Origin of the sequence: Pseudomonas sp. COR18 (assembly GCF_048568395.1) — a bacterium.
In the GTDB taxonomy this organism is placed as follows: Bacteria; Pseudomonadota; Gammaproteobacteria; order Pseudomonadales; family Pseudomonadaceae; genus Aquipseudomonas; species Aquipseudomonas fuscovaginae_B.
This window is the reverse complement of record NZ_CP183808.1, coordinates 6,691,219-6,716,902: the sequence shown is the minus strand read 5'-3', so window position 1 is coordinate 6,716,902 and position 25,684 is coordinate 6,691,219. Positions and strand designations below refer to the sequence as shown.

24 protein-coding genes and 1 pseudogene are annotated in these 25,684 nt (G+C 64.3%); 16 read left to right on the top strand and 9 right to left on the bottom strand.

The window, feature by feature from the left end; all coding sequences use genetic code 11:
* Positions 1–143 precede the first annotated feature (143 nt).
* The 3 genes from ACM62G_RS30090 to rtcR form a co-directional block, all read right to left on the bottom strand.
* Entirely contained in the window at positions 144–734 is a 591-nt protein-coding gene (locus tag ACM62G_RS30090; protein WP_239687877.1) for a histidine phosphatase family protein, read from the bottom strand.
* A 369-nt stretch (positions 735–1,103) separates the two neighbouring features.
* Positions 1,104–1,547: a CBS domain-containing protein gene (locus ACM62G_RS30085; protein ID WP_273826132.1), complete on the bottom strand. Its 444-nt coding sequence runs from the start codon at positions 1,545–1,547 to the stop codon at positions 1,104–1,106.
* Between the two features lie 173 nt (positions 1,548–1,720).
* Complete coding sequence (gene rtcR, locus ACM62G_RS30080; RefSeq protein WP_419736324.1) at positions 1,721–3,328, bottom strand: RNA repair transcriptional activator RtcR; 1,608 nt, start codon at positions 3,326–3,328, stop codon at positions 1,721–1,723.
* A gap of 204 nt (positions 3,329–3,532) precedes the next feature.
* On the opposite strand from rtcR, the gene ACM62G_RS30075 reads away from it, so the two are divergent.
* The 5 genes from ACM62G_RS30075 to rtcA all read left to right on the top strand — a co-directional run bounded on the left by ACM62G_RS30075 (position 3,533) and on the right by rtcA (position 9,925).
* Positions 3,533–5,080, top strand: coding sequence for a TROVE domain-containing protein (locus tag ACM62G_RS30075; protein WP_419736323.1), 1,548 nt, complete (start codon positions 3,533–3,535; stop codon positions 5,078–5,080).
* Between the two features lie 390 nt (positions 5,081–5,470).
* Entirely contained in the window at positions 5,471–6,697 is a 1,227-nt protein-coding gene (locus ACM62G_RS30070; protein ID WP_419736322.1) for an RtcB family protein, read from the top strand.
* Positions 6,698–6,701: 4 nt separating this feature from the next.
* Positions 6,702–8,042 carry a HEAT repeat domain-containing protein gene (locus ACM62G_RS30065; RefSeq protein ID WP_419736321.1) on the top strand — a complete coding sequence of 447 codons (1,341 nt, stop codon included), beginning with the start codon at positions 6,702–6,704 and terminating at the stop codon, positions 8,040–8,042.
* 62 nt (positions 8,043–8,104) lie between these two features.
* On the top strand, positions 8,105–8,893 hold the full coding sequence (locus tag ACM62G_RS30060; RefSeq protein ID WP_273826135.1) for a nucleotidyltransferase domain-containing protein: 789 nt from the start codon (positions 8,105–8,107) through the stop codon (positions 8,891–8,893).
* Between the two features lie 12 nt (positions 8,894–8,905).
* Positions 8,906–9,925: an RNA 3'-terminal phosphate cyclase gene (gene rtcA / locus ACM62G_RS30055; RefSeq protein ID WP_273826136.1), complete on the top strand. Its 1,020-nt coding sequence runs from the start codon at positions 8,906–8,908 to the stop codon at positions 9,923–9,925.
* Positions 9,926–10,166: 241 nt separating this feature from the next.
* On the opposite strand, the gene ACM62G_RS30050 is transcribed toward rtcA, so the two are convergent.
* Positions 10,167–10,481 carry a hypothetical protein gene (locus ACM62G_RS30050; RefSeq protein ID WP_273826137.1) on the bottom strand — a complete coding sequence of 105 codons (315 nt, stop codon included), beginning with the start codon at positions 10,479–10,481 and terminating at the stop codon, positions 10,167–10,169.
* Positions 10,482–10,677: 196 nt separating this feature from the next.
* On the opposite strand from ACM62G_RS30050, the gene ACM62G_RS30045 reads away from it, so the two are divergent.
* The 3 genes from ACM62G_RS30045 (at position 10,678) to ACM62G_RS30035 (ending at position 13,058) form a co-directional block, all read left to right on the top strand.
* The gene (locus ACM62G_RS30045; protein ID WP_273826138.1) at positions 10,678–11,001 is read left to right on the top strand and encodes a hypothetical protein; all 324 of its coding nucleotides are present in this window, start codon (positions 10,678–10,680) and stop codon (positions 10,999–11,001) included.
* 173 nt (positions 11,002–11,174) lie between these two features.
* Entirely contained in the window at positions 11,175–12,149 is a 975-nt protein-coding gene (gene hemB / locus ACM62G_RS30040; RefSeq protein WP_054056483.1) for a porphobilinogen synthase, read from the top strand.
* A gap of 66 nt (positions 12,150–12,215) precedes the next feature.
* Positions 12,216–13,058: a PhzF family phenazine biosynthesis protein gene (locus ACM62G_RS30035; RefSeq protein ID WP_273826139.1), complete on the top strand. Its 843-nt coding sequence runs from the start codon at positions 12,216–12,218 to the stop codon at positions 13,056–13,058.
* An 86-nt stretch (positions 13,059–13,144) separates the two neighbouring features.
* Here the strand turns inward: ACM62G_RS30035 and ACM62G_RS30030 are convergent, their stop codons facing one another.
* The 3 genes and pseudogenes from ACM62G_RS30030 to ACM62G_RS30020 all read right to left on the bottom strand — a co-directional run bounded on the left by ACM62G_RS30030 (position 13,145) and on the right by ACM62G_RS30020 (position 14,838).
* On the bottom strand, positions 13,145–13,426 hold the full coding sequence (locus ACM62G_RS30030) for an NUDIX hydrolase (protein WP_419737581.1): 282 nt from the start codon (positions 13,424–13,426) through the stop codon (positions 13,145–13,147).
* 149 nt (positions 13,427–13,575) lie between these two features.
* A pseudogene (locus ACM62G_RS30025) lies at positions 13,576–14,291 on the bottom strand (NUDIX hydrolase).
* Position 14,292: 1 nt separating this feature from the next.
* The gene (locus ACM62G_RS30020) at positions 14,293–14,838 is read right to left on the bottom strand and encodes an adenylyltransferase/cytidyltransferase family protein (RefSeq protein ID WP_054059124.1); all 546 of its coding nucleotides are present in this window, start codon (positions 14,836–14,838) and stop codon (positions 14,293–14,295) included.
* A 168-nt stretch (positions 14,839–15,006) separates the two neighbouring features.
* Between ACM62G_RS30020 and ACM62G_RS30015 the strand changes: the two genes are divergently transcribed.
* Genes ACM62G_RS30015 through nadE form a run of 3 tightly spaced genes read left to right on the top strand, consistent with a single transcriptional unit; the run spans position 15,007 to position 17,722 of the window.
* The gene (locus ACM62G_RS30015; RefSeq protein ID WP_054059123.1) at positions 15,007–15,660 is read left to right on the top strand and encodes an isochorismatase family protein; all 654 of its coding nucleotides are present in this window, start codon (positions 15,007–15,009) and stop codon (positions 15,658–15,660) included.
* 3 nt (positions 15,661–15,663) lie between these two features.
* Entirely contained in the window at positions 15,664–16,893 is a 1,230-nt protein-coding gene (pncB, locus tag ACM62G_RS30010; RefSeq protein ID WP_419736320.1) for a nicotinate phosphoribosyltransferase, read from the top strand.
* A gap of 1 nt (position 16,894) precedes the next feature.
* On the top strand, positions 16,895–17,722 hold the full coding sequence (nadE, locus tag ACM62G_RS30005; RefSeq protein ID WP_054059121.1) for an ammonia-dependent NAD(+) synthetase: 828 nt from the start codon (positions 16,895–16,897) through the stop codon (positions 17,720–17,722).
* A gap of 6 nt (positions 17,723–17,728) precedes the next feature.
* Here the strand turns inward: nadE and ACM62G_RS30000 are convergent, their stop codons facing one another.
* Together ACM62G_RS30000 and ACM62G_RS29995 are read right to left on the bottom strand one after the other, a co-directional pair.
* On the bottom strand, positions 17,729–18,325 hold the full coding sequence (locus tag ACM62G_RS30000; RefSeq protein ID WP_273826142.1) for an NUDIX domain-containing protein: 597 nt from the start codon (positions 18,323–18,325) through the stop codon (positions 17,729–17,731).
* Positions 18,326–18,493: 168 nt separating this feature from the next.
* A complete protein-coding gene (locus tag ACM62G_RS29995) occupies positions 18,494–19,696 on the bottom strand; it encodes an MFS transporter (RefSeq protein WP_419736319.1) in 1,203 nt (400 codons plus the stop codon).
* Positions 19,697–20,037: 341 nt separating this feature from the next.
* Here ACM62G_RS29995 and ACM62G_RS29990 point away from each other — a divergent pair, with 341 nt between their 5' ends.
* The 5 genes from ACM62G_RS29990 (at position 20,038) to ACM62G_RS29970 (ending at position 25,626) form a co-directional block, all read left to right on the top strand.
* The gene (locus ACM62G_RS29990; RefSeq protein WP_419736318.1) at positions 20,038–20,829 is read left to right on the top strand and encodes an enoyl-CoA hydratase/isomerase family protein; all 792 of its coding nucleotides are present in this window, start codon (positions 20,038–20,040) and stop codon (positions 20,827–20,829) included.
* A gap of 18 nt (positions 20,830–20,847) precedes the next feature.
* Positions 20,848–22,008, top strand: a complete 1,161-nt coding sequence (locus ACM62G_RS29985) for an acyl-CoA dehydrogenase family protein (RefSeq protein ID WP_419736317.1) — start codon at positions 20,848–20,850, stop codon at positions 22,006–22,008.
* Between the two features lie 20 nt (positions 22,009–22,028).
* The gene (locus ACM62G_RS29980) at positions 22,029–24,116 is read left to right on the top strand and encodes an acetate--CoA ligase family protein (protein WP_419736316.1); all 2,088 of its coding nucleotides are present in this window, start codon (positions 22,029–22,031) and stop codon (positions 24,114–24,116) included.
* A gap of 128 nt (positions 24,117–24,244) precedes the next feature.
* Entirely contained in the window at positions 24,245–24,946 is a 702-nt protein-coding gene (locus tag ACM62G_RS29975; RefSeq protein ID WP_419736315.1) for an NAD(P)H-dependent oxidoreductase, read from the top strand.
* Between the two features lie 47 nt (positions 24,947–24,993).
* A complete protein-coding gene (locus ACM62G_RS29970; RefSeq protein WP_054056935.1) occupies positions 24,994–25,626 on the top strand; it encodes a TetR family transcriptional regulator C-terminal domain-containing protein in 633 nt (210 codons plus the stop codon).
* Positions 25,627–25,684: the final 58 nt, after the last annotated feature.

Sequence of the window (25,684 nt, the reverse complement as noted above, 5' to 3'; positions counted from 1 at the left end):
GGGGGATTGTGGCGCAGACGTAAATGCCGGATCTGGCAGCGGGCGAGACTTCAACCGAAGTGGGCGAAGCAAGATGCATTCATTTGACGACCCGGTTCCATGGTCGTGATGTTTAAAATTGCAAAGTGTCCGTTACATGCCGCTCATATCCTGGTGCCGAGGGCGGTCGGCCAATCTTCGGCATTCAGAATGCCGAGCATTTTCAGCTGGCCGTCGGCACCTACCGAGACAAATAACGAACTGGTGTATTCGCTCTTGGCGACGTGGCGATAACCCAGTTGTTTTTCGAGGTCGTCGATGCAACCGCTGTGGGTCACCAGCACCAGGTTGCGATGAGCCGCCTTGTGGGCGAGCGCATCCTGTCCCAGGGTTGGCCCGCAACTGACCAGCCAGTCCGCGGTGATGGCGCTCTTGCCGAACATCGCCTGCGCGGTCTGGGCGGTGCGCGTGGTCGGGCTGCTCAGTACGTCGGTGTTGTTCATGCCGACCTGCTGAAAGGCCCTGCCCACCTGCGCGGCGGAGCGGTTGCCCAGGCGGGTGATGCCATCCTCCGGACCCAGGCAGGGGTTGCTCGAACGGTCGCAGCGCTCGGCGTGGCGTACCAGTACGATCACATCCCCGGCTTTCCATTGCGCATAGACGCCAGTGCTGCGCAGGTGATCCCGCACCGCCAGGTCGATGGGGGTCCTGGGCCACAGGGCAAAGCCGGTGGCCATCAGAGCAGCCAGGGCCATGCCGACTGCCAGCAGTGCCGACCTGACGCGGGGCTTGAGGGGCTGCGGCAACACGGATTGGACGGCAGTAAGGATAACCACGAATTCACCCATCGACTGGTCTGGCAACTTTGAAAGGGCATCGGCCCGGTAAATGACCCTCGTGATCAGGCGTCCACCGAGGGCTGATCGCGATAGTGGGAATTTAAAGAGGCGCAGGTGGGCGCGAAGTGAAAGCGTTGTGAAAAATTTGGAAGTGCGAATTCCCCCGGATTTACGGGGCTTTGGGCCGTATCCGGGAGTATTGGTGCGAGGGGTTTGCGGGGGATGTCCGGCATGCCAATGCCGATCGGAGCTGGATCGACATTGGCAACTCAGTGGAAAAAACGGTTATTCGCCGCGGATGTATTGTTCCAGTTGGCGAATCAGGTCGGCCTGTTCGGCAATGGCCTCCTTGACCAGGTCACCGATCGACAGCAGGCCGATCAGCCGGCCGTCTTCCACCACCGGCAGGTGACGCAGGTGCTTTTCCGTCATGATGGCCATGCAGGTCTCGACCCGCTGGTGCGTGTCCACGGTAATGACCGGGGCATTCATGATCTCGCTGACCTTGGTGGTCACCGAGCTCAGCCCGTGCAGGATCACCTTGCGGGCGTAGTCGCGTTCACTGATGATGCCGACCACCTGGCCACTTTCGCTGACCACCGGCAGGGCACCGACGTTTTTCTCGGCCATCTTGATCAGCGCCTCGAACACGGTGTGATCGTTGCGGACGGTGTAAACCTCCTGGCGCTGGCTACCCTTGAGTTTCAACAGTTCTGCGACGGTCTTCATGGATGGCTCTCTCTTGCGGTTTCATCTGGTTCTTGTGTCGCGGCCACACTCCTTGGCGACCGGTCTTACAGAATCGTAGACTGATCCCGCGAGGACGATACAGAAAGCGGCCTCCAGACGCGAAAAAACGTCATTTTCCGCTCATTTAAGCGCCCTTATCCCATGCAATGGCCTCAGACGTCGTCCTTCAGCCGTTTCCAGTCCAGGTCGAACCGTGCCAGGTACTTGCGCAAGCGGTCGGCATCGTTCGGGTTGGTCTTGGCTTGGCGCGAGGCGTTGAACAGTTGTCTGCCGGCATCCGAGAGGCTGCTGGCACGGCGGCAGACCTCGATCACCGCCTTCAGTTGCAGGCGGTCGAACAGGTCGATATCCCCGGCGCCCTCGCCGAGCAGGCGCTCCACGGCGTCCGTGGCTTCCCTCAGGCCCCAGGCGCGGCGCAGGCGGCCGATCTCCTCCTCGACCCGGGTTTCGTCGATGCGCCCGCTGTCGGCCAGGGTCGCCATGCGGGTGATCGAGGCCGACAGCTCGCGAAAGTTGCCCAGCCAGCTCGCTTCGCTGGAGCAGGCGAAGGCCAGGTAGCGGCGCCGCGCCTGCACGTTGAAGCGCGCCAGGTGGCCCTGTTCGCGGGCGTGGCGCTCCAGCTCGAAATCCAGGTTCGGCTCGATGTCTTCGCGGCGGTCCGCCAGGCCGGGCAGGTCGAAGGTCCAGAGGTTGATGCGGGCGTACAGGTCCTCGCGGAACAGGCCTTCGGCCACCCGGCTGCGCAGGTCGCGATGGGTGCCGGCGATGATCAGGAAATCGCTGTCGACCTCCTTGTCCGAGCCCAGCGGGAAGAAGCGTTTCTCCTCAATGGCCTTGAGCAGCATCGCCTGTTCGTCCAGGCCCAGCTCACCGATTTCGTCGAGAAACAGCAGGCCGCCATCGGCTGCCCGCAACAGCCCCTCGCGACTGTTCTGCGCGCCGGTGAACGCGCCCTTGGTGTGGCCGAACAGCGCCGACATGGCGCCATCGCCACGCAGGGTGGCGCAATTGACCTCGACGAACCGGCCCTCGACCTGATGCCGGTTGCGCTTGAGTTCATAGATGCGTCGGGCGAGAAACGACTTGCCGGCCCCGGTCGGGCCAATCAGCAGCATTGGTGCACGTGAGCGCACGGCGACCCGCTCGATCTGCTCGATGGTGCGGTTGAAGGCGGCGTTGCGGGTGGCGATCCCGGACTTGAGAAAGGCCAGGCCCTCCAGACGCCTGTCGCTGAAGCGCTTGGCGATCCGGTCGTAGCGCGACAGGTCGAGGTCGATCAGGGTGTGAGTGCCGGTGGCCCGGGCCTCTTCGTCCAGGCGTCGGGCCGGCGAAGTCTGCACCAGGCGTGCCGGCAGGTAGCGCGCTTCGGTCAGCAGGAACCAGCAGATCTGCGCCACGTGGGTGCCGGTGGTGATATGCACCAGGTACTCCTCATGCTCGGTATCGAAGTGGTAGGCGTTGGTGAAGTCGTCCAGCGCGCCGTACACCTCCTCGAAATCCCAGGGGTTGCGCAGGGTCATGGGGTGCAGGCGCACCTCGGTTTCCGGCGATACCTGGCGGATGTCGTTGCGGATCCGCTCGGCCAGGCTGACATCGCGGGCATCGGTGCCGTGGATCAGTTCGAAGCGATGGACCAGCAGGTCGGGCTGCTGGCACAGGCCGATGCTGGGCCGCCAATGCCCCCAGCGGTTGGCGCCCTTGCCGACGCGATCGAGGTTGGAACCGATGAAGCCGATGGTGACCGTACGCTTGCTGGACATGTTTATCTTTTTGGATAAATGACGATACCCAATGATAAATAAAAATCACGGGCTCGTCGGGTCATTGAGCTGGTTTTTCTTGGGTTAAAATATTTTTATCAATAAAATCAATTACTTATAAAAATATTGGGCGAGTTCTGAAAAGCTGGCACGTGCTCTGCAATATCTCTGGCAACGAACGAGACAACAGAGCGAGAAGCCAAGATGGCCAACACCCAACTGTTCCAGGCCCGCACCCAGCCTGTGGCCTGTGATACCCACAATGCCTCCGGCGCTGCGGCATACGCCTACACGGCTCGCCATGCCCTGGCACAGTTGGCGGTGACCGGTTGCCTGAACCAGACCTACCATGCCAGCGCACAAGGTCAGCTGGACGAAGTGCTCAAGCGGGTGGCCGAGGTCGACAGTGCCTTCGTCGCCAAGGCGGCGATCTACGCTCGTCAGCACGGTCACATGAAGGATATGCCGGCCTTGCTGCTGGCAGCCCTGGCGGCCCAGCGGTCGGTGATGCTGCCGGTGGTATTCGCCCAGGTGGTGGACAGCGGCAAGATGCTGCGCAACTTCGTGCAGATCCTGCGCAGCGGTGTCACCGGGCGCAAGTCGCTGGGCTCGCAGCCCAAGCGATTGGTCCAGGAGTGGCTGAACAACGCCAGCGAGCGACAGTTGCTGCAGGCTTCGGTGGGTAACCAGCCGTCCCTGGCCGATGTGCTGAAGATGGTTCATCCCAAGCCGGCAGAGGCCTGGCGCGAGGCATTCTTCGCCTGGGTGATCGGCAAGCCGGTGGCGTTCGATGCCTTGCCGCCGCTGACCCGATCGCTGCTGGAGTTTCGTGGCGGGGCGAGCCGGCAACTGCCGCAGGTACCGTTCCAGTTGCTGGGCAACGAGGCACTGGACCCGCAGCAGTGGGCGGAGCTGGCGATGAACATGGGCTGGCAGGCACTGCGGATGAACCTGAACACCCTGGCCCGCCACGGTGCTTTCAAGGTTGCGGGATGTGCCGCGGCGGTGGCCGCGCGGTTGTCGAACCCGGAGGAGGTGGCCAAGGCGCGGGTTTATCCGTACCAGTTGCTCGCGGCCTACCGGATGATCGGCGAGGAGGTGCCGGCGGTGATTGGCGAGGCGTTGCAGGATGCCCTGGAGTTGTCGCTGGACAATGTCCCGGCCTTGCGCGGCTCGGTGGTGGTCTGCCCGGATGTTTCCGGTTCCATGCACAGCCCGGTCACCGGTTATCGCCAGGGGGCGACCACGGCGGTGCGCTGCATCGATGTGGCGGCGATGATCGCGGCCGCCGTGCTGCGCAAGACGCCGCAGGCGAGGGTGATGCCCTTTGAAAACGAGGTGGTGAAGGTGCAGCTCAACCCGCGGGATAGTGTGATGAGCAATGCGCAGAAACTGGCCGCGATTGGTGGCGGGGGAACCTGCTGCTCGGCACCGCTGGCGCAGTTGGTTCGCGAGCGGGCCAGGGTAGATACGCTGATCCTGGTCTCTGACAACGAGTCATGGATCGATGACCGCCGTTATGGCGCCAGTGAAACCCTGCTGCAGTGGGAGCGTCTGCGCCGGATCAACCCCGATGTGCGCCTGATCTGCATCGACCTGCAGCCCGGGGCGAGCACCCAGGCAGCGGATCGGCCGGACATCCTCAATGTCGGCGGTTTCAGTGACACGGTGTTCGATGTCATCGACCAGTTCACCGCCGGCACCTACAGTGCGCGGCACTGGGTGCAGGTGATCGACGAACTGCCGATCTGAACGAAGGAAAGCCTGCTCGCCCGTGATGGGCAGGGCACGACCCTGTTGAATTTCGCGGCAACCGAATGCCGGTGGGACTACATCCAAAGACGTCTCACCACCCTCTTGTCGGTTGTCACGAAAGGTACGAATGCCAGTGGCTGTACATCTGAATGCCGGTCTGAATCCGGCCCGTGGCAACACGGATCAGTCACTTCCCTTGTCGTACCACCCTTTTGATGATTTACCCGGCGAATGCCGGTGGAACTACAGTACGCCGTGGTCGCGGGTTCGATTCCCGTACACCGCAAGGTGATAGCTCAATGGCAGAGCGTGGCGCAGGTTTCACCCCTCGTTGTCGCCGTCAAACCAGGACAAGGCCGAAGTTGCGGCCATCAGGAAATGAAGAATATGCAAGACCAGACCTACACCTTGCTCGAAGTCGCCAACGGCAAACCGATCAAACTCTGGACCCAGGGGGTTCCGGTCGAGCCCGAGGCTCGCCAGCAACTGATGAACACGGCGAAGATGCCGTTCATCTTCAAGCACATGGCGGTGATGCCCGATGTGCACCTGGGCAAGGGGTCGACCATCGGTAGCGTGATCCCGACGGTGGGCGCGATCATCCCGGCGGCGGTGGGCGTGGATATCGGCTGCGGGATGATTGCCGCCTGCACCTCGCTGACCGCCAGCGACCTGCCGGACAACCTGCAGGGCCTGCGTAGCGCCATCGAGCGGGCAGTTCCCCATGGTCGTACCAGCCCACGCAGCGGCCGTGATAAAGGCGCCTGGGAAGAGGTACCGAGTGTGGCCGACCTGGCCTGGTCGGCGCTGGAGCCGCGGTTCAAGGCCATTGCCGACAAGTACCCGAAACTGAAGAACGCCAACCATCGCAAGCACCTGGGAACCCTGGGGTCGGGTAACCACTTCATCGAGGTCTGCCTGGATGAGGCGAACCGGGTCTGGTTCATGTTGCACAGCGGTTCGCGTGGTGTCGGTAACGCTATCGGCAACCTGTTCATCGAACTGGCCCGTGCCGATATGCGCGGACACATCGCCAATCTGCCGGACCGGGACCTGGCGTACTTCGAGGAAGGCAGCCAGCACTTCGACGACTACGTCGAAGCGGTCGCCTGGGCCCAGGACTTCGCCCGGCAGAACCGTGCGGTGATGATGGAGGCGGTGATCGCCGCCACGCGCCAGGTGATTCGCAAGCCGTTCGACGTGGCGCTGGAGGCGGTGAACTGCCACCACAACTACGTGCAGAAGGAACGGCATTTCGGTGAAGAGGTGCTGGTGACCCGCAAGGGCGCGGTCTCGGCGAGGAAGGGTGAATTGGGGATCATTCCCGGTTCCATGGGGGCCAGGAGCTTCATCGTCCGCGGGTTGGGTAACGAGCAATCGTTCTGCTCCTGCAGCCATGGTGCCGGGCGGGTCATGAGCCGGACCAAGGCCAAGCAGATGTTCACGGTCGAAGACCAGATCCGCGCGACGGCCCATGTGGAGTGCCGCAAGGACGAAGCGGTGATCGACGAGATCCCGATGGCCTACAAGGACATCGACCAGGTGATGCACGCCCAGCGTGAGCTGGTGGAAGTGCTGCATACCTTGCGGCAGGTGGTTTGTGTGAAGGGGTAGGATGATGAGTAATGGATACGAATCGGAGGGAGTGCGGCGCTGGCTTCCGTTGCTGGAAGACTGCGAATCGGTACATGTTCACGACCTGCTGGACAATCACGAGGTTCGGGCTGCGTTGCTGATCCTCAGTCGCTCTGGCAACGGCTTCGTCCGTGAGGCCGCGGTTCGCGAGTTGTCCGCCCATGTCAGCGTCGAAGCGCTGGAGGCGCTCTTCGAACGCCTGAATGACTGGGTGCCGCAGGTGCGGCGGCAGGCGGCCCTGGCGCTGGAGTCGTATCTGGTCTCCGACAACGCAGTGCTGTTGCTGCAGGCGCTGAAGGCCTTGCTGACATTGGCGGGTGGTCGACGTGCCGATCATGGCGACACCCTTGCCCGGGTGCGCTCGGCGCTGTTGCTGGCGCCTGTGCGGCAACCGATGGAGGAGGTTTTTCGGGGTGCCACAGGGAAAATCGGACGGTTCCTCCTCGGTGTCCTGCTCGAAGACTCGACGGCGCGCCCAGGGTTGCTCAAGGTGGCGGTGCGTCACCCGGACATGAGCGTGCGGCAGCTGGCGGTGGAGGCCTGTGCCGACTTACCGGCCTCTGAAGCTCTCCCGTTGATGGAGGAGGCGATGCGCACTTCGGGTGCCAGCGTCCGGGTCAAGGTACTGCGGGTGCTGTTGACGCTGCTCGACGACCCGCGGCAAGCCCTGCGCAAGGCTCTGTTCGATGTGTCGGCGAGCATGCGTAACCTGGCGATCTGGGCGGCACCACGTTGGCAGCTGGATTCCCGCCAGGTACTGCTGGAACGGTTGGCTGGTCCAGCTCCCGGTACCCGACGCGAGTGGCTGGGATTGATTGGGCTAGCCCGGGACTTGAACGAGCCTCAGGCTGATCTGATGCTGGCTCGGGCACTGCATTCCTGCTCGCTCAACGTTCGTGCACAGGCGCTGAATGCGTTGGGCGAACGGGGTGTGGCGCAGCAGGTCGAGGCCCTTGGCGATTCATCGGACAAGGTTTTCAACACGGCGGTGGCACTGCTTCGAAAGCAGCCTTGGGGGTGCTTCGAGCTTGAGCTGGAGCGGTTTATGGATGACCGTTGGTACCAGTTGCCCGAGTCGCGTCGCCTGCGGCTATTGAGCCTCAAGCCGGGGTGGCGGCAGTTGGAGTATCTGCTGCGGCGTCATGGGCAGGACGCAAGTGGCTCGAATGAATGGCTCGAGCATCTGGTCGACTACTGCGCTCGTCGATGCACATCGGGCGACATGAGCACACCCCGGGAAGTACGCCAGACATTGCAGCGACAATTGCAGGCGCTGGAGGAGCAAGGGGTATTGCCCAAGGGGAGCGTCGATTGGCTCCGGTAGGGCAGGAGAGCCTGGCTATTGCGCATGAGCGTGACTGATTGGGATTGGGAGTGGACAGGGAAATGGAACACTTCGAACGCCACCCGCTGGATGACGCCATGCGTGCCCGGGTGTTGCAGGAGCTGGCGCGGATAGAGCGCGAGCGCAATGTGAAGGTGCTGTATGCCTGCGAATCGGGCAGCCGTGCCTGGGGTTTTTCCTCGACGGACAGCGATTACGATGTGCGCTTCGTCTATGTGGAAAAGCCGGACTGGTTCATCCAGGTCAACGAGGCACGGGATGTGATCGAGCGGCCGCTGGACGATGAGCTGGATATCGGTGGCTGGGAGTTGCGCAAAACCCTGGGGTTGCTGCGCAAGTCCAATCCGACCCTGCTCGAATGGCTCGATTCGCCCCTGGTGTATCGCCGTGAGGAGGCCGCGACCCGTTCGTTGCGTGAATTGGCCGAGGCGTTCTACAGCCCGCCCGCCGCGCGCAATCACTACCTGTCGATGGCCAGGAAGAATTTTCGTGGCTACCTGCAAGGGGAAACGGTGCGCTTCAAGAAGTACTTCTACGTGCTGCGGCCCCTGCTGGCGGTGCGCTGGATCGACCTGGGACGGGGGCGGCCGCCGATGACCTTCGATGCGCTGCTCGGGACGATCGACGATCCGCTGCTGCTGGCGGAAGTCGATGAGTTACTGCAACTCAAGCGCAGCGCCGACGAGGCTGCCCATGGCCCGCGTCGCCCGGCGTTGCACGGCTTCATCGAGGCGCAACTGGAGCGGCCGGTGCCGGTCTTGCCGCGCACCCATGAGAACAGTGAACGACTGGACCACTACCTGAGGGAGATGGTCCGTACTTATGCATGATTCAGGAAGCCTATGAAAAAGGACATGATCGAACTGGACGGCGCCATGGGCGGCGGCCAGGTGTTGCGCAGCGGCCTGAGCCTGTCGATGTTGACCGGGCGGGCACTGCGTATCGGTAACATTCGGGCGCGGCGCAGCCGGCCCGGCCTGCTGCGTCAGCACCTGACGGCGGTGCTGGCGGCTGCCGAGGTTTGTGGGGCTCAGGTGGAAGGCGCACAGCTGGGTTCGCAAAGCCTGTATTTCGAACCGGGGGCGATTCGGGGCGGGGATTTCCGCTTTGCCATCGGTACGGCCGGGAGTTGTTCGCTGGTGTTGCAGACCTTGCTGCCGGCCTTGCTGCGGGCGTCGGAGCCTAGCCGGGTGCTGATCAGTGGTGGAACCCACAACCCGTTGGCACCGCCATACGAGTTCCTCGAGCGCGCCTGGTTGCCGCTGCTGCGGCGGATGGGCGCAACGGTCGAGTTGCAACTGCTGCGCCACGGCTTCGTGCCGGCCGGGGGTGGCGAACTGGAAGTGTTCGTCCAGCCTTCCACCTTGCAGCCCTTGTACCTGACCGAGCGCGGTGAAGTGCTGGCGCGTGATGCGCGGGTGCTGCTCGGCGGTATTGTCGAAGACGTTGCCCAGCGTGAGCTGGCCCGGGTAGCGAAGCGCCTGCACTTGCCCGAAGAGGCCTGTCGCACGGAGCGTATCGCGGCGGACAGCCCTGGCAACGTGTTGTTGCTGGAGTTTCGCTGCGAGCGGTTGAGCGAGGTGTTCTGCGCCTTCGGGCAGTTCAACGTGCGCTCCGAGGCGGTCGCCGATGCGGCGGTCGACGCGGCACGGCATTGGTTGAACAGCAAGGCGGCGGTGGGCGAGCATCTGGCCGATCAACTGCTACTGCCCATGGCAATGGCGGGCGGTGGGAGTTTTACCACGCCGCAGATGACCGAGCACCTGCAGAGCAACATGCGGGTGATCGAAGCCTTCCTGCCACTGGAAATGCGCTGCACGTCAGGCGCGGACGGTGTGCTGCACGTCGAGTGTCGGGCCTGACTAAGCGCGGCTGCCGCTGGCGCCGGAACTGACCCGGTGGCAGGCCCTGGGCGCGAAGGCACGGTCGCCCGTGGGGTTCTCCTCAATGGAATCGGGCCGCAGGTGATCGGCAATGACTCCAGTGTGGAAGAGAGGCGCTACGCTGAGCTGGGCAAATCCGGCAGGACTCTGGATTTTTGCACGTCGGTGGGAGCGTGGGAGTGAGCCCACCCATCATGGGTGGGCTCGATGGCTCAAGCCGTCAGGCGCTCTTGGCCAGCGCGTGATGGTGGGAAGCCCATTCGGCCTTCAGGGACTGCATGACGCGGCCCATGAAGTCCTTGTCCGCCGCCGCCTTTTTCCCGGTGTAGCCCTGGCCGCGACGGTACATCACGAGGCAGGCCAGCAGGTTGGGCTGGGCGCGGCTGAAATGCTGCTCGTCGACATGGGACGCGCGGCGATCGAGCCTTACCTCTCCGGTTTCGCTGATCCAGAGGATATGGTCGTCGTGGCTGTCCTTGCGGGATGCGAACAGTTCAGCCAGTTGATCGAGAGTTGGTTGATTGTTCAGATTCATGTTAAAGCCCCTTTGACCACTCGTTAATCTGTCTGGTTTACGCGTGTATCGTTGCCAAGACGGCGAATTGCTGAGGTGCCGCATGCGGGCAATACTGCCCGTGGAATGTGGCGCCAGCCCTGGTGATGATTCGTGTAGCGTGGGTTCAGGCCCGCTACACAGGACGTCTCGACGAAAAGAAGCAGCAGCGCGATCCTTGAACGGCGCCGACGACAGTAACGAAGTCAGCCACAAGCATTTTGAGGATGTTAGGCCGGTGCTTCTCGTCCGTTGGGACGATCACGACAGGTCAGCTTCATCAATCTGCCTTGTGGGCAGTACAGATCCGGAACAGCTCGACGGCTTGTCGAGCCTGTTGTCACAACAGCTTTTTGCAGCACTCCCGATCGGGGAGTGGCTTCATCATGCAAGGGCAAAAAGCGCCCGTCAATGGTTTTGTAGTGATTTTTTTATCGCACTACATGTTGCAAATTCACCACCGCTGGCGGTTTGGCCAATAGGCCGGATGGCCGGAAAATGACCGGCAAGTCTTGATTTCGCCGTGAAAACCGCTGGTGCTGCGGGTCTTGTGGGCGGCAGACTGTTGCAGGGGGTGCAATAGAGCTTTCCTGATCTGCCGGTGTAAACCGCTGGTCGATTGACCTAAGCTCGGCAGCCTCTGAATCCGTCTCTGAATCTGCTTTGGGAAATTCCATGTCACAGCTATTCCCGACCACGCGCCTGCGTCGCCTGCGCCGTAACGAAAGCCTGCGCGGCCTGTTCCAGGAAACCGAGTTCAGCCTCAACGACCTGGTCCTGCCGATCTTCGTCGAGGAGGGTATCGATGATTTCGTACCCATCACCAGCATGCCCGGGGTGATGCGGATTCCCGAGAAGAAACTGGCGAGCGAGATCGAGCGCTACGCCCGTGCCGGGATCAAGTCGGTGATGACTTTCGGAGTGTCTCACCACCTCGACGCGGATGGCAGCGACACCTGGAACGAGCAGGGCCTGGTGGCGCGCATGGTGCGGATCTGCAAGGACACCGTGCCGGAAATGGTGGTGATGTCCGATACCTGTTTCTGCGAGTACACCTCCCACGGTCATTGCGGCGTGCTGCATGGCGATGCGGTGGACAATGACGCGACTCTGCGCAATCTCGGCCGCCAGGCGGTGGTCGCGGCCCAGGCGGGGGCCGATTTCATCTCGCCGTCCGCGGCGATGGATGGCCAGGTCCAGGCCATCCGCGGTGCGCTGGATGCCGCCGGATTTCTCGATACCTCGATCATGGCCTATTCGACCAAGTTCGCCTCGGCCCTCTACGGGCCGTTCCGCGAAGCCGGTGGCACCGCGCTGAAAGGTGATCGCAAGGCCTACCAGATGAACCCGATGAACCGCCGCGAAGCGGTGCGCGAGTCGCTGCTGGACGAGCAGGAAGGCGCTGACGCGCTGATGGTCAAGCCGGCCGGGGCCTACCTCGACATCATCCGCGATATCCGCGAAGCCTCGCGCCTGCCTCTGGCGGCCTACCAGGTCAGCGGTGAATACGCGATGATCAAGTTCGGCGCCCAGGCCGGTGCCGTCGACGAGCATCGCGTGGTGCGCGAGAGCCTGGGGGCGATCAAGCGCGCCGGCGCCGATATCATCCTGACCTACTTTGCGATGGACATTGCCCGCGACGGGATTTGAACGAGGGTTGTGTGTTGAAATGGCGCACTGACCACCGATCACGTTCTTTCGACAGGGAGTAGCGCCATGAGCCAGCACGATTTCAAGCAACTGGATGTGTTCAGTCGCCAACCCCTCAAGGGAAATCCGCTGGCCGTGGTGTTCGCCGCCGATGCGTTGACCGACGAGCAGATGCAGGCCTTCGCGACCTGGACCAACCTCAGCGAAACCACCTTCCTGCAGGTACCCCGCGACCCGCGGGCGGACTATCGGGTGCGGATCTTCACCTCCACCCGGGAACTGCCCTTTGCCGGCCACCCAACGCTGGGCAGTTGTCATGCCTGGCTGGAGGCCGGCGGTGTCCCCAGGGGCGACGAGATCATCCAGGAGTGTGGCGTCGGCCTGGTACGGATTCGCCGCGAGGGCGAGGACCTGGCGTTTCTTGCGCCACCGCTGCTGCGTGCCGGCCCGGTCGAGCCGGAACTGCGCGAGCGGGTCCGACTGGGCCTTGGCCTGGCGCCTGAAGACGTGCTCGAGGCCCAGTGGGTCGACAACGGGGCGGACTGGATGGTGCTGATGTTGCCCAACCGGAAGCGGGTGCTGGCGATCAGGCCCGACTACGTGCAACTGGCAGGCTTGACCGTGGGTGTCGTTGCGCCCTGGCATCCGGAACTCGATGGCGATGAGTGCCAGTTCGAGGTGCGGGCCTTCATCGCCGGCGACGGCATGCCCGAGGACCCGGTCACCGGCAGCCTCAACGCCGGCATCGCCCGCTGGCTGCTGGGCGAGGGGCGGGCGCCGCAGTCCTATCGGGTCAGCCAGGGTACGGCGATGGGGCGTGCCGGGCGGGTCCGGGTGGAACAGGTCGGCGACGAGATCTGGGTCGGCGGTGCCGCCGTGACCTGCATCAGCGGCAGCGTGACGCTATAACGCCGGGCCGGGAGCCTGGGCGACCAGCATCATGGCGGCCGAAAGGGTGTGGCCGTCGGTGATCCTGCCCGCGGCGATCATCGCCATCAGTTCCTGTCGGGTGACGAACAGTACCTTGTCGACTTCGCCATCGGTGTTTTCGCTGGCCGCCCCTCGATGTCCACTTTGCACACGGCCACTGCGCTGGCGATCAGTGAGGTGTTGCTGTGCAGCAACCCCAGCTCCGTGACATTGCGCGCCGGCCAGCCCGTCTCCTCCAGCAGCTCGCGGGCCGCGGCATCGCGGGCGGTCTCGCCCGGGTCGATCGCGCCACGGGGAAACTCGATGGATTGCGCGCCGATGGCCCGGCGCTGCAGCACCGCCAGCATCAGGCGTCCGTCGGGCATCACCGGGATCGCCACCACGCCGTTGATGGCCTGGCGTTCCTTGACGATGAAATAGCCGCCTTGCTTGACCACGTCGAAGTAGGGCGTGTGCAACAGGCATTCGGATTCGGTATCGGGCTTCATGCGGGCTTTCACTCCAGGAAACAGCGGTCGAACAGGTAGAGGGCACCGGGCTTGAGGTTTTCCAGGGTGGCCTGCGGGCGGCCGCCGTCCCCTGTTTCTTGCGCCCGGTTTCGCGCAGGTAACCGGCTTCGGTCATCTTCAGCAGGCGCTGGCGGGTGCTGGTCTTGAGCACCGGGCGCGCCAGTACCAGGGAGAAGATCGCAGTGGCCTCCGGGGCGCTGAACTCGGTGCCGAGGAAGGTCAACGGCAGGCTGCTGTAGAGCGACTTGGACAGCAGGCGTTCCTGAGTCGCCGCCACCAGCGTGTTGTGATCGAACGGCAGGCGCAACGAGCCGTCGGCAACGCTGTCGAGGGCGAACCAGGCCTGGTGTTCGTTCAGGCTCGGCGGTTCGGCGACGATCGCCAGGTAGTAGGTCGAGGAGGACCAGCAGCGGGGATCGCGGAAGGCATCGCCGACGGTACCGACCTGTTCGATCCAGGCCAGCGGCAGGTTGACCTTGTCGCTGGCGCGCAGGCGTTCCACCGCGTCGGCCAGTGTCAGGTCGGGCACCGCGCCGTTGACCACCAGGCCGGGCAGCGCCCAATGGCCCTGGAACGGCTCGGCCTCGCGCTGGTGCAGCAGGATCTGCAGCGCCTGCGTCTCGCGGCAGTAGAAAAGCACGCACAGGTCGACGGTGTGCAGGTAGTCGCTTTTCTTCGGTGAGCTGGGGATCGGGTCCGGCATGTCAGTTCCTGTGTGCGGCATAGAGTCCGTAGTCTACCGGATTCATCCCCGGTGCCATCCAGTGGGCGGGCAGTGTCTCGCCCAGGGCCAGCCGTTCGCGCAGCAGGGTGCTGCGCACTCCCACCTGTTCATCCACGCACAGCACCGAAAACCGTTCGAGCAGTTGCGTACCCAGATGGAAGTCCGGCAGTTGCGCGGCGACGTCATGCCCGACCACCAGGGCGATCTGTCGGGTTGGCAGTCTGGTGATGTCGGCCAGGGTGCAGAGCAGCCCATAGCTGTAGATCGGTGCATCGGTCAGTCGGGCCAACTGTTGCTCGATCCGGCTCACCGAGATCGCCGAGGCGCAGGCCGGCCGCACCTGTTCGACGATTGCCTGCAACCAGCCCAGGCGCCGCTCGTATTCGGCCATGCGCTTGCCATGGGGGTGCCTGAAGGAGGGCACCACCCACACTGAGCGTGCGTGGCGCGAAGCCTCGATCATGACCTGGGCGTGACCGGCGTGGGGCGGGTTGAAGGCGCCGCCGTAAATTGCGAGCTCGTACATGGAAGGTATCTCCTTTTTCTTAAAAGTACTTGTCATGTACTTATTGGTCAAGAAGGGTTTCTCGCGATTAATAGCTTTTAAATGGGTTATCTGAATATTTTTGAAACCAGGCTTGATTTGAAAGTACATGACATGTACCGTTGTCTCATCGCAAAGGGAGAACCTGCCATGACTGCTCAAGTGATCACGACCGCCGCCTTCGATGTCGATGCCCAAAAGGGCTTCACGCCACTCTGCCCGGATGAACTGCCGGTCGTCGGTGGCCACCTGATCGGTGCCGAGCTGAACTTCATGGCCTCGCTGGCCGGGATCCGCGTCGGCAGCAAGGACGCCCACAGTCCCCAGGCGCCTTGGGTGGTCGAGTCCCACGAGGACATGCTCAAGCCCACCGGCCTGGAACATGCCGACCTGACCTGGGTCAGCCACTGCGTCCCCGGTACCGAAGGTTTCACCCTGCTTGACGAACTGCCGGCGCCCCAGGACTACGATTACTTCGTCTGGAAGGGCGTGGAGCCGGCGCTGCACCCCTACGGGGCCTGTTTCCATGACCTCTACCACCAGCTCTCCACGGGGGTGATCGAGTACCTCAATGCCCGCGGGGTCCAACAGGTGATCGTCGGCGGCCTGGCTCTGGACTTCTGTGTCAAGACCACCGCGCTGCAACTGGCGGGGGCCGGTTTCAAGGTCATCGTCTACCTGCCGGCCTGCCGGGCCATTAGCGCCGAGGGCGCGCAGCAGGCCATCCACGACCTGCAGCAGGCGCGTATCGAAGTCGTCAACAGTCGCGAACAGCTGGTCCGTGCGACCGGCCACAAGGAGTAATTCATGGAAAGCGCATTCAACCGCGAAGGCGGCGTCATCCAGGGCTTGCTGGATACCGACTACTACACCTTCACCATGATGCAGGCGGTGTTGCACCAGCACCCCAACGTCGAGGTGGAATACCAGTTCATCGTCCGTTCCCGGGAGAAGCTCTGCCACCTGATTCCCGAAGTGCGCACCGAGCTGGAAAAGCTCGCCGGCCTGCAGATGCGCGAAGGCGAGCTGCGCTTCCTGTTCAACCGGCGGTTTCGCGAGTACCTGACGGCGGACTTCGAGCAGTTCCTCGGCCTGTTCCGCTTCAACCTGCGCTACATCCACGTCAGCGAAGTGGATGGGCAACTGGCCATCCGCGTCCGCGGGCCGATGTTGCACTGCATCATGTTCGAGCAGCCGGTGCTGGCCCTGGTCAGTGAGTTGCGCAACCGCGAGAAGTACCCGGATGTGCTGCTGGAGGACGTCAGCCGCAAGCTCTACCAGAAGTTCGAATGGCTGGAGAAGAACCTCAGCCGCGAGGAACTGGCCGACCTGCGGGTCTCGGATTTCTCGACCCGCCGGCGGCTGTCGTTCCGCGCCCAGCGCGAGGTGGTGGACATCATGCGCCGCGACTTCCCCGGGGTGTTCGTCGGGACCAGCAACGCTCACCTGGCCTACGAGTTCGACCTGCCGCTGATCGGCACCATGGCCCACCAGTGGCTGATGGTGCACCAGCAACTCGGTCGCCTGCGCGAAAGCCAGAACGCAGCCCTGGAAAACTGGGTACGCGAGTATCGCGGCCGGCTCGGGATCGCCCTGACCGACTGCATCAGCACCGACTTTTTCCTCAAGGACTTCGACCTGTACTTCGCCAAGCTCTACGACGGCCTGCGGCAGGACTCCGGTGATCCGCTGGTCTGGGCCGACAAGGTGCTGGCGCGCTACCGGCAGTTGGGCATCGATCCGATGAGCAAGGAACTGATGTTTTCCGATGGCCTGGACTTCGAGAAGTGCCTGCCGATCATGCGCCATGTGCGGGGCAAGGCACGTTTCGGCTTCGGCATGGGCACCAGCCTGGCGTGCGACGTCGAGGGTGTCGAACCGCTGAGCATCGTGATGAAGCTGGTGCGGGTGCACGGCGAACCGGTGGTGAAGTTCTCCGACGACCCGGTGAAGAACGTCTGTGAAGACCCGTCGTTCCTGCGCTACGCGGCGCAGGTGTTCAAGGTGACTGAAATCAATCGGCAACTGGAGGTGTGAGATGGGAACCGCGACCCAGGATCGTATTGCCCAGGCACTCGGCGTGAACCGGCAACTGGCCGGTGGTGACGAGGCTGTGGAACTGGCCCGGCGTATCGACTTCATCAAGGCGACGCTCAAGCGTTCCGGCTGCCGGGCGTTGGTGCTCGGCATCAGTGGCGGGGTCGATTCGCTGACCGCCGGCCGGCTGTGCCAATTGGCGGTCGAGCAGTTGCGCGAGGAGGGCGTGGCGGCACGTTTCATCGCCATGCGCCTGCCGTACCGGTCCCAGGCCGACGAAAGCGATGCCCAGGCGTCCCTGGCGTTCATCCGGCCGGACGAGATCAGCAGCGCGAATATCTCGGCCTGTGTCGAGGGGCTGATGGACAGCCTCGACGTCGAGGCGTTGCAAGCCAGCCCGGCCCGGGTGGATTTCGTCAAGGGCAACGTCAAGGCCCGGGCGCGGATGATGACCCAGTATGCGCTGGCCAATTTCGTCGACGGGCTGGTGGTGGGCACCGATCATGCCGCCGAGGCGCTGATGGGCTTCTTCACCAAGTTCGGTGACGGGGCCTGCGACCTGGCGCCGCTGTCGGGCCTGACCAAGGGCCAGGTGCGTCGGCTGGCGTCGGCCATGGGCGCACCGGAGCACCTGGTGTTCAAGACGCCGACGGCGGACCTGGAGGAACTGGTGCCGGGCAAGCCGGACGAAGCCGCCTATGGCTGCACCTACGCCGAGATCGACGCCTACCTGTTGGGCGAGCCGGTGGCGGCGCAGGTCAGTGCAATCATCGAAGCGGCTTACGCCCGGACCGCGCACAAGCGGGCCTTGCCGTACTCGCCGGTCTGAGGTGGATCAGCGCGGGATATCGAGGGTGTTGTTCAAGGCCACGTACTGCAACAGCATGATGGTCTTGGCATCGACGATTTCCCCGCGCCTTACTGCCGCCAGGGCATCTTCCAGGGACAGCTCCAGGACCTCCAGGTCTTCACCCTCGGCCTCCAGACCGCCGCCATGGCCGACCTTGCTGTCGCCGTCATACTCGCCCAGGAAGAAGTGCAGCTTTTCGGTGACCGAGCCGGGGCTCATGTAGGCCTCGAAGATCTTCTGCACGTGCTGCACCCGGTAACCGGTTTCCTCCTCGGCCTCGGCGCGAATCCGCTCCTCGGGCGAGGCGTTCTCCAGCAGGCCGGCGGCGGCCTCCACCAGCATGCCGTCATGGCCGTTGACGAACACCGGGAAGCGGAACTGGCGAGTCAGCACCACGCTGCGTTTTTCCCGGTTGAACAGCAGGATGGTCGCGCCATTGCCACGGTCATAGGTCTCGCGGCTCTGGCGTTGCCAGGTGCCGTCGCTGCGCAGGAAATCGAAGGTGGTTTTCTTCAGCAGGTACCAGTCGTCCGAGAGGACGGTGCTGTCGACGATGCGAACCCGGTCTTTCGTTGCGGTCATGATCCACGCCCTGTGGTGAGCAAAATGTCGATCATACTTGGATTCGGTGGTGGCTGTGGGGGGCGCCTTCGCGGATCACGTGCCGAGCCCAAATCCTGTGTGCGCCACAAAACCGGGAGCCGGATTCATCCGCGAAAACCAAAGACCGGTCACCACCAATCCCGATGGTCAGGCCACCGCAGCCAGCCGTTTCTGCCGACCGGCCACCACCAGGAAGCTCAGCAGCGCCACCAGCGGCAGGGCGCTGCCCAGCGCCATGATCGCCGCCCAGCCACCTTGCTCGTACAAGCTGCTGGCCGCTGCCGAACCGATGGCACCGCCGATGAAAATGCTGGTCATGTACAGCGCATTGAGCCGCCCGCGGCTGGCCGCATCCAGGGCATACACCGAGCGCTGGCCGAGCACCATGTTCATCTGCACGGCGAAGTCCAGCAGCACGCCGGTCACGGCCAGGCCGATCACGCTATAGGCCGGGTGAACCAGTGCCGGAACGAAGCTCAGGGTCGCCAGCAGCATCGCCAGCAGCGAGGCGCGGTGGGTGTGTCCGGCATCCGCCAGGCGCCCGGCCAGTGGCGCGGCAATCGCGCCCATCGCGCCGACCAGGGCGAACAGCGCGATCTGCGACTGCGACAGGCCATGGACCCGTGACAACTCCAGCGGCACGGCGGTCCAGAACAGGCTGAAGGTGGCGAACATCAACCCCTGGTACCAGGCCCGCTGGCGAAGCACCGGCTGGTCACGGAACAGCTTGCCCAGTGAACCGAGCAGTTGCCCGTAGGTGGCGCTGTGGCTGGGTTGGCGCCTGGGCATGGTGGTCAGGATCACCAGCATGATGAACAGCATCAACACCGCGGCACCGATGAACACCGTGCGCCAGCCGAAGTGGTCGGCCACCACGCTCGACAGCGGCCGGGCCAGCAGGATGCCCAGCAGCAGGCCGCCCATGATCCCGCCGACCACCCGCCCGCGGGACGCCTCCGGGGCCAGGTGCGCGGCCAGGGGAATCAGGATCTGCACCGACACCGAACTGAAGCCGATCAGCAGCGACACCATCAGAAACACACCGGGCTGTCGCGACAGGCCGGCGGCCACCAGGCTGAGGGTCGAGACCACTACGGTGGCGATCATCAGCTTGCGGTTCTCCAGCAGGTCACCCAGCGGCACCAGGAAGAACAGCCCCAGGGCATAGCCGATCTGGGTCAGGGAGACGATCAGGCTGGCGCTGTGGGCGGAGATGCCCAGGTCCGGGGCGATCAGTTCGATGATCGGCTGGGCGTAGTAGATGTTGGCCACGATGGCACCGCAGCAGAAGGCGAACAGCATCACCAGGGCGCGGGTCATCACGGGCGTGGCGTGGGGGTGGGTCGACATGGTCGGGAAGCTCTGGAACGGGACGGGTAGGGCAGTTTAGTGATTGGGCCGAGGTGGTGTAAGGCGGTGGCAGGAATAGTTGATATCAGCGGTGTTGATGTTCTTTGGTCTGCTGCTGACGGCCCCCGGTCAACCCCTCCAGCGAGTTGTTCGAAGATGTAACAACTTCCCCTGCCGGCAGGCTTTTTCATCAAGATAAATTCATATAAATCAATAGATTGATGAATATTCCAAGAAATTGAATGAAGGACTTCAAGCGATTGCGACTCTACTGAACACTTGTTTAGTATCGCCCTCAGCGTTCCACCTCACACCCAAGAACAACAAGCCGAGGGCCTTCCATGAGCTCCCAACCGACCCTGCTCGATACGGTGGAGGCCGGCATCGCCCGGATCACCCTCAACCGCCCCGAGCAACGCAATGCGTTGGACATCCCCACGCTCAAGTCGCTGATCGATCTGCTCGACCGGCATGCCGCCGACCCGGCGGTGCGGGTACTGCTGCTGACCGGCCATGGCCGCAGCTTCTGCTCTGGCGCCGACCTCGCCGAATGGGCCGACGCCGAACGCCGCGGCGTCCTCGAAACCTATGGCTGGACCGAAACCGCCCATGTGCTGATGAGCCGCCTGCACGGTTTCGCCAAGCCGACCATTGCCGCTGTCAACGGCACGGCCGTCGGTGCGGGCATGGATTTGAGCCTGTGCTGCGATTTCCGCCTGGCCGCGCAAACCGCGCGGTTCAAGGCCGGCTACACCGGCATGGCCTACTCGCCGGACGCCGGGGCCAGCTGGCACCTGCCACGGTTGATCGGCGCGGAACAGGCCAAGCGCCTGCTGTTCCTCGACGAACTCTGGAGTGCCGAGCGGGCCCTGGCCGCCGGCCTGGTCAGTGAAGTCTGCGCCGATGAACAACTGGCCGGCGCCGCCAACGAACTGGCCGCGCGGCTGGCATCCGGCCCGACCTTCGCTTTCGCCCAGACCAAGGCGCTGCTGCGCGAGGGCGCCGCTCGCAGCCTGGCCGAGCAACTGCAGGCCGAACAGGCCGCCGGCCTGCTCTGCGGCCGCAGCCGCGATGGCGTCGAGGCGCTGCGGGCCGCCGTGGAAAAACGTGCTCCCCACTTCATTGGCCAGTAACCGGACAGCAGGTAACCCATGAATTTCCAACTGACCCAAGAGCAGGACATGCTGGTCGAAGCGGTGCGCAGTTTTGTCGAGAAGGAACTGCTGCCCCACGAAGACGCGGTCGACCGCGCCGATGCCGTGCCGCCGGAGCTTGCCGCGCAGATCCGCGCCAAGGCCATTGCCGCTGGCTTCTATGCCTTCAACATGCCGGAGCAGGTCGGCGGTGGCGGCCTCGACTACCTGTCCCAGGCGCTGATCGAACGTGAGCTGTCCAAGGTCTCCTGGGCCCTGCACGTCTTCGTCGCGCGGCCGTCGAAGATCCTCATGGCCTGCCAGGGCGCGCAGATCGAGGACTACCTGCTGCCCTGCGTGCGCGGGGAGAAGATCGACTGTTTCGCCCTGACCGAACCCGGTGCCGGCTCCGACGCCAATGCGATCAAGACCCGCGCGGTGCGCGAGGGCGATGAGTTCATCCTCAACGGCAGCAAGCATTTCATCAGCCATGCCGGGCACGCCGACTTCGCCATCGTCTTCGCGGTCACCGACACCTACGAGCACAACGGCCGCCGGCGCAATGCCGTGACGTCCTTCCTGGTCGACTGCGACACCCCTGGCATGACCATCCGCCGTGGCCCCAAATGCGTGAGCAACCGTGGGTATCACACCAGCGAGATCTTTTTCGACGACTGCCGCGTCCCGGCGTCCAAGGTGCTCGGTGAGGTGGACAAGGGCTGGGAAGTCGCCAACGCCTGGCTCACCGCCGGCCGGGTGATGGTCGCCGCCAACTGCGTCGGCCAGGCCCAGCGCGCGTTAGAGGCGGCCCTGCAGTGGGCGGCCGACCGCCGGCAGTTCGGCCAGCCCATCGGCAGCTACCAGGGCGTCTCCTTCAAGCTGGCGGACATGGCCACCGAAATCCGCGCCGCCGAACTGATGACCCTGCACACCGCCTGGAAGATGGACCAGGGCACCCTGACCGACGGCGAGGCCGGCATGGCCAAGCTGTTCGCCAGCGAGGTGCTGGGCCGTGCCGCCGACGAGGCGGTGCAGATCTTCGGCGGCATGGGCCTGATGGACGAGGGGCCGGTGGAGCGGATCTGGCGCAATGCGCGGATCGAGCGGATCTGGGAGGGCACCTCGGAAATCCAGCGCCACATCATTTCCCGCGAGCTGCTGCGGCCGTTGCTGCGCTGAGCGAACCAGGAGAGCACGGCATGTCCATTCGAGACAATCTCAAGCGTCTGCTGGCCCCTCGGCACCTGGCGTTCGTCGGTGGGCGCAGCATGGCGCGGGCGCTCAAGCGCTGCGCCGAAGGCGGCTTCCAGGGGCCGATGTGGCTGGTCAACCCGCAACATGCCAGCCTCGACGGAATTCCCTGCGTGGCTTCGGTCGCGGAACTGCCCTGCGCTCCCGACGCGGTGTTCATCGCCACCCGCCGCGAACTGAGCCTGACCTGCGTCGCCGAGCTGGCGGCCCGGGGCGCGGGCGGGGCGATCTGTTATGCCTCCGGCTTCGCCGAGACCGGTGCCGAAGGCCAGGCCCTGCAGGCGCAACTGTTGCAGGCGGCGGGCGAGATGGCGCTGCTCGGGCCCAACTGCTATGGCCTGCTCGACTACCTGCACAACGTCGCCCTGTGGCCGGTGGCCCATGGCGGCAAGACGGTGGAGAAGGGCGTGGCGGTGCTGACCCAGAGCGGCAACTTCGCCTACAACCTGTCCATGAGCGACCGCTCGTTGCCGCTGGCCTACCTGGCCTCGGTCGGCAACCAGGCGCAACTGGGCGTGGCCGAGCTGATGGACGTGCTGCTCGACGAGCCACGGGTCACCGCCATCGGCCTGCACCTGGAGGGCCTGAAGAACGTGCCGGGGTTTGCCCGCGCGGCCTGCAAGGCCCTGGAAAAGGGTATTCCGGTGATCGCCCTGAAGACCGGCGTGTCGCAGATCGGCGCCGAACTGGCGTTGAGTCATACCAGTTCCCTGGCCGGCTCCGACGCGCTCTATGACAGCCTGTTCGATCGCCTCGGGGTGATTCGCGTCAGCGGCCCGGTGAGCTTCATGGAAACCCTCAAGGCTGCCGCCTGCGGCAATCTGCCGATGGGGCCGAGCCTGACCGGGCTGGCCTGCTCGGGTGGCGATGCCGGGTTGATTGCCGACTACGCCGAACGCAGCGGCCTGAAGCTGCCGAAACTGGATGCCGGGCAGCGCGCGGAACTGGCGCAGGTGCTGCCCGGCTACGCCAACCTGGTCAACCCGCTGGACTTCACCACGGCGATCTGGGGCGACCGGGAAGCGCTGGAGCGGATGCTCGACACCGCCCTGAGAACGCCGGCCGATGCCGCCGTGCTGGTGCTCGACTATCCGGCCGAGTTTACCGGCGAGCGCCAGGAGTGCGACCTGTTGCTGGAGTTGTACTGCCAGGCGCTCGAGCGTCATGGCAGGACCGGTTTCGTCGCTTCGGCATTTCCCGAACTGCTGCCGGCATCGGCTCGTGAGCGCCTGCACGCCCATGGGGTGGCGGCCTTGCAAGGGGTCGAGGACGGCCTGGCGGCCTGGGCACGGATCGCCCATTACCGCTCGCGCCGCGAAGGGCTGCTGGCCGATGGGCAGGCGGCCCTGGTGCCGATCTGCCCGACGGCCGCGGCAGGCTCAGGCCACCTGCTGGATGAGTGGCAGTCCAAGCAGGCCCTGCGGCCGTTCGGCCTGCCATTGCCGCAGGCGCGCATCGGCCATCCGCAGCAGGCGCTGCTGGAGGCCGGCAGCCTGGGGTATCCGCTGGTGCTCAAGGTGGTCAGCGCCGAGCTGCCGCACAAGACCGAGGCGGGTGGCGTCGCGCTCAATCTCCAGGACGAGGTCGCCCTGGCCAGTGCCCTGCAGACGATGCGCGAGCGTCTGGCCCGGCACGCGCCGCAAGTGCGCTTCGAACAGGTGTTGCTCGAACGCATGGCTGCGCCGCCGCTGGCCGAACTGATCGTCGGGGTCAAGCGCGAGCCCGGTTTTGGCCTGGCCTTGGTGATCGGTGCCGGCGGCATCCTGGTGGAATTGCTCAAGGACAGCCGCAGCCTGTTGTTGCCGACCACCGACCAGGCCATCGAGCAGGCCTTGCTGGGCTTGCGTTGCGCGCCGCTGTTCAGCGGCTTTCGCGGCGGCCCGGCGGTGCCGTTGCCGGCGCTGGTCGCGGCGATTCGCGCGGTGGCGGACTACGCCTGCGAGAACGCCGGGCAGTTGCTGGAACTGGATGTGAATCCGCTGTTGGTCAATGCCGAGGGGGCGCTGGCGGTGGATGCGTTGATTCGCCTGGCGTGAGCCGGGTTATGTCTGGGCGGGCCCATTCGCGGCGGTGCGGCCTCCCGACAGGCCCGGCTCCCACAGAGTTTTGCGACCATTTTGGCGGCGCTGTTCCGGCCGCTTCGGCATCGCCATGAGGACCTTCCATGAACGTACTGATCATCCACGCCCACCCTGAACCCCAATCCTTCACCGCCGCCCTGCGCGACCAGGCGCTGCAGACCCTGCAGGCTCAGGGTCACAGCGTGCAGGTCTGCGACCTCTACGCGATGAACTGGAACCCGGTCGCCAGTGCCGGGGACTTTTCCAGCCGGGACAACCTCGACTACCTGGTCTATGCCCTGGAACAACGCGTGGGCGTGAAGAACGGCAGCCTGGCCGCGGATATCCGCCAGGAGCTGGAGAAGCTGCTGTGGGCCGACCTGCTGATCCTCAATTTCCCCCTCTACTGGTTCTCCGTACCGGCTATCCTCAAGGGTTGGATCGACCGGGTGCTGGTGTCCGGCCTCTGCTACGGCGGCAAGCGTTTCTACGACCAGGGTGGCCTGGTCGGCAAGAGGGCGCTGGTCACCGTGACCCTGGGCGGGCGCGAGCACATGTTCGGCGAGGGCGCGATCCACGGGCCGCTGGAGGACATGCTGCGCCCGTTGCTGCGCGGCACCCTGGCCTATGTCGGGCTGGACGTGCTGCCACCCTACGTGGCCTGGCACGTGCCCTACATCAGTGCCGAGGCTCGCGAACAATGCCTGCTCGGTTACCATCGGCGCCTGGAAAGCCTCGACCAGGACCGTCCGCTGGTGTTTCCGCGCCTGGCGCAGTTCGACGAGGCGCTGTACCCCATCGGCTGATTCGGGCAGGTACCGTCAGTCATCGACCTTGAGAGGGCAGGAGCACTATGGCCGAGGAAGCACGTTTTCTACGGATGGACCCCCAATTGCGCAAGGCCAACCTGGTGGCCGCGACCTTGCGCTGCCTGAAGAAGTACGGCTTCGTCGGCACTTCGATCCGCAAGATCTGCGCCGAGGCCGGGGTGTCGGTGGGGTTGATCGGCCATCACTACGCCGGCAAGGATGAACTGGTGGCCGATGCCTACCTGCACATCACCGGGCAGGTCATGAGCCTGTTGCGCGAATCGGTGGCCAGGGCGGGCGAGGGCGCCCGTCGGCACCTGTCGGCGTTTTTCGAATCATCGTTTTCCCCGGCCATGCTCGACCCCGAGCTGCTGGAAGCCTGGCTGGCCTTCTGGGGCGCGGTGAAGACTGCCGATGCCATCGACCGTGCCCACGACCATTCCTACGGCGAGTACCGCACCATCGTGGGCAATGCCCTGAGCCTGCTGGCCGAGGAGGAGGGTTGGGAGGGCTTCGACAGCGACCTGGCGGCCATCGGCCTGAGTGCCTTGCTCGATGGTCTGTGGCTCGAATGCGGGCTCAACCCCAACACCTTCACCCCGGCCCAGGGCGTGCAGATCTGCGAGGCCTGGGTCGACGGCCTGCAGATGGGCGGCTACCGGCGTTTTCTGCGCTGAACGAGGATTCAGGGCGCCCCGTCAAGCTTGTTGATCAACTGTTCAATAGTCGCTAGAG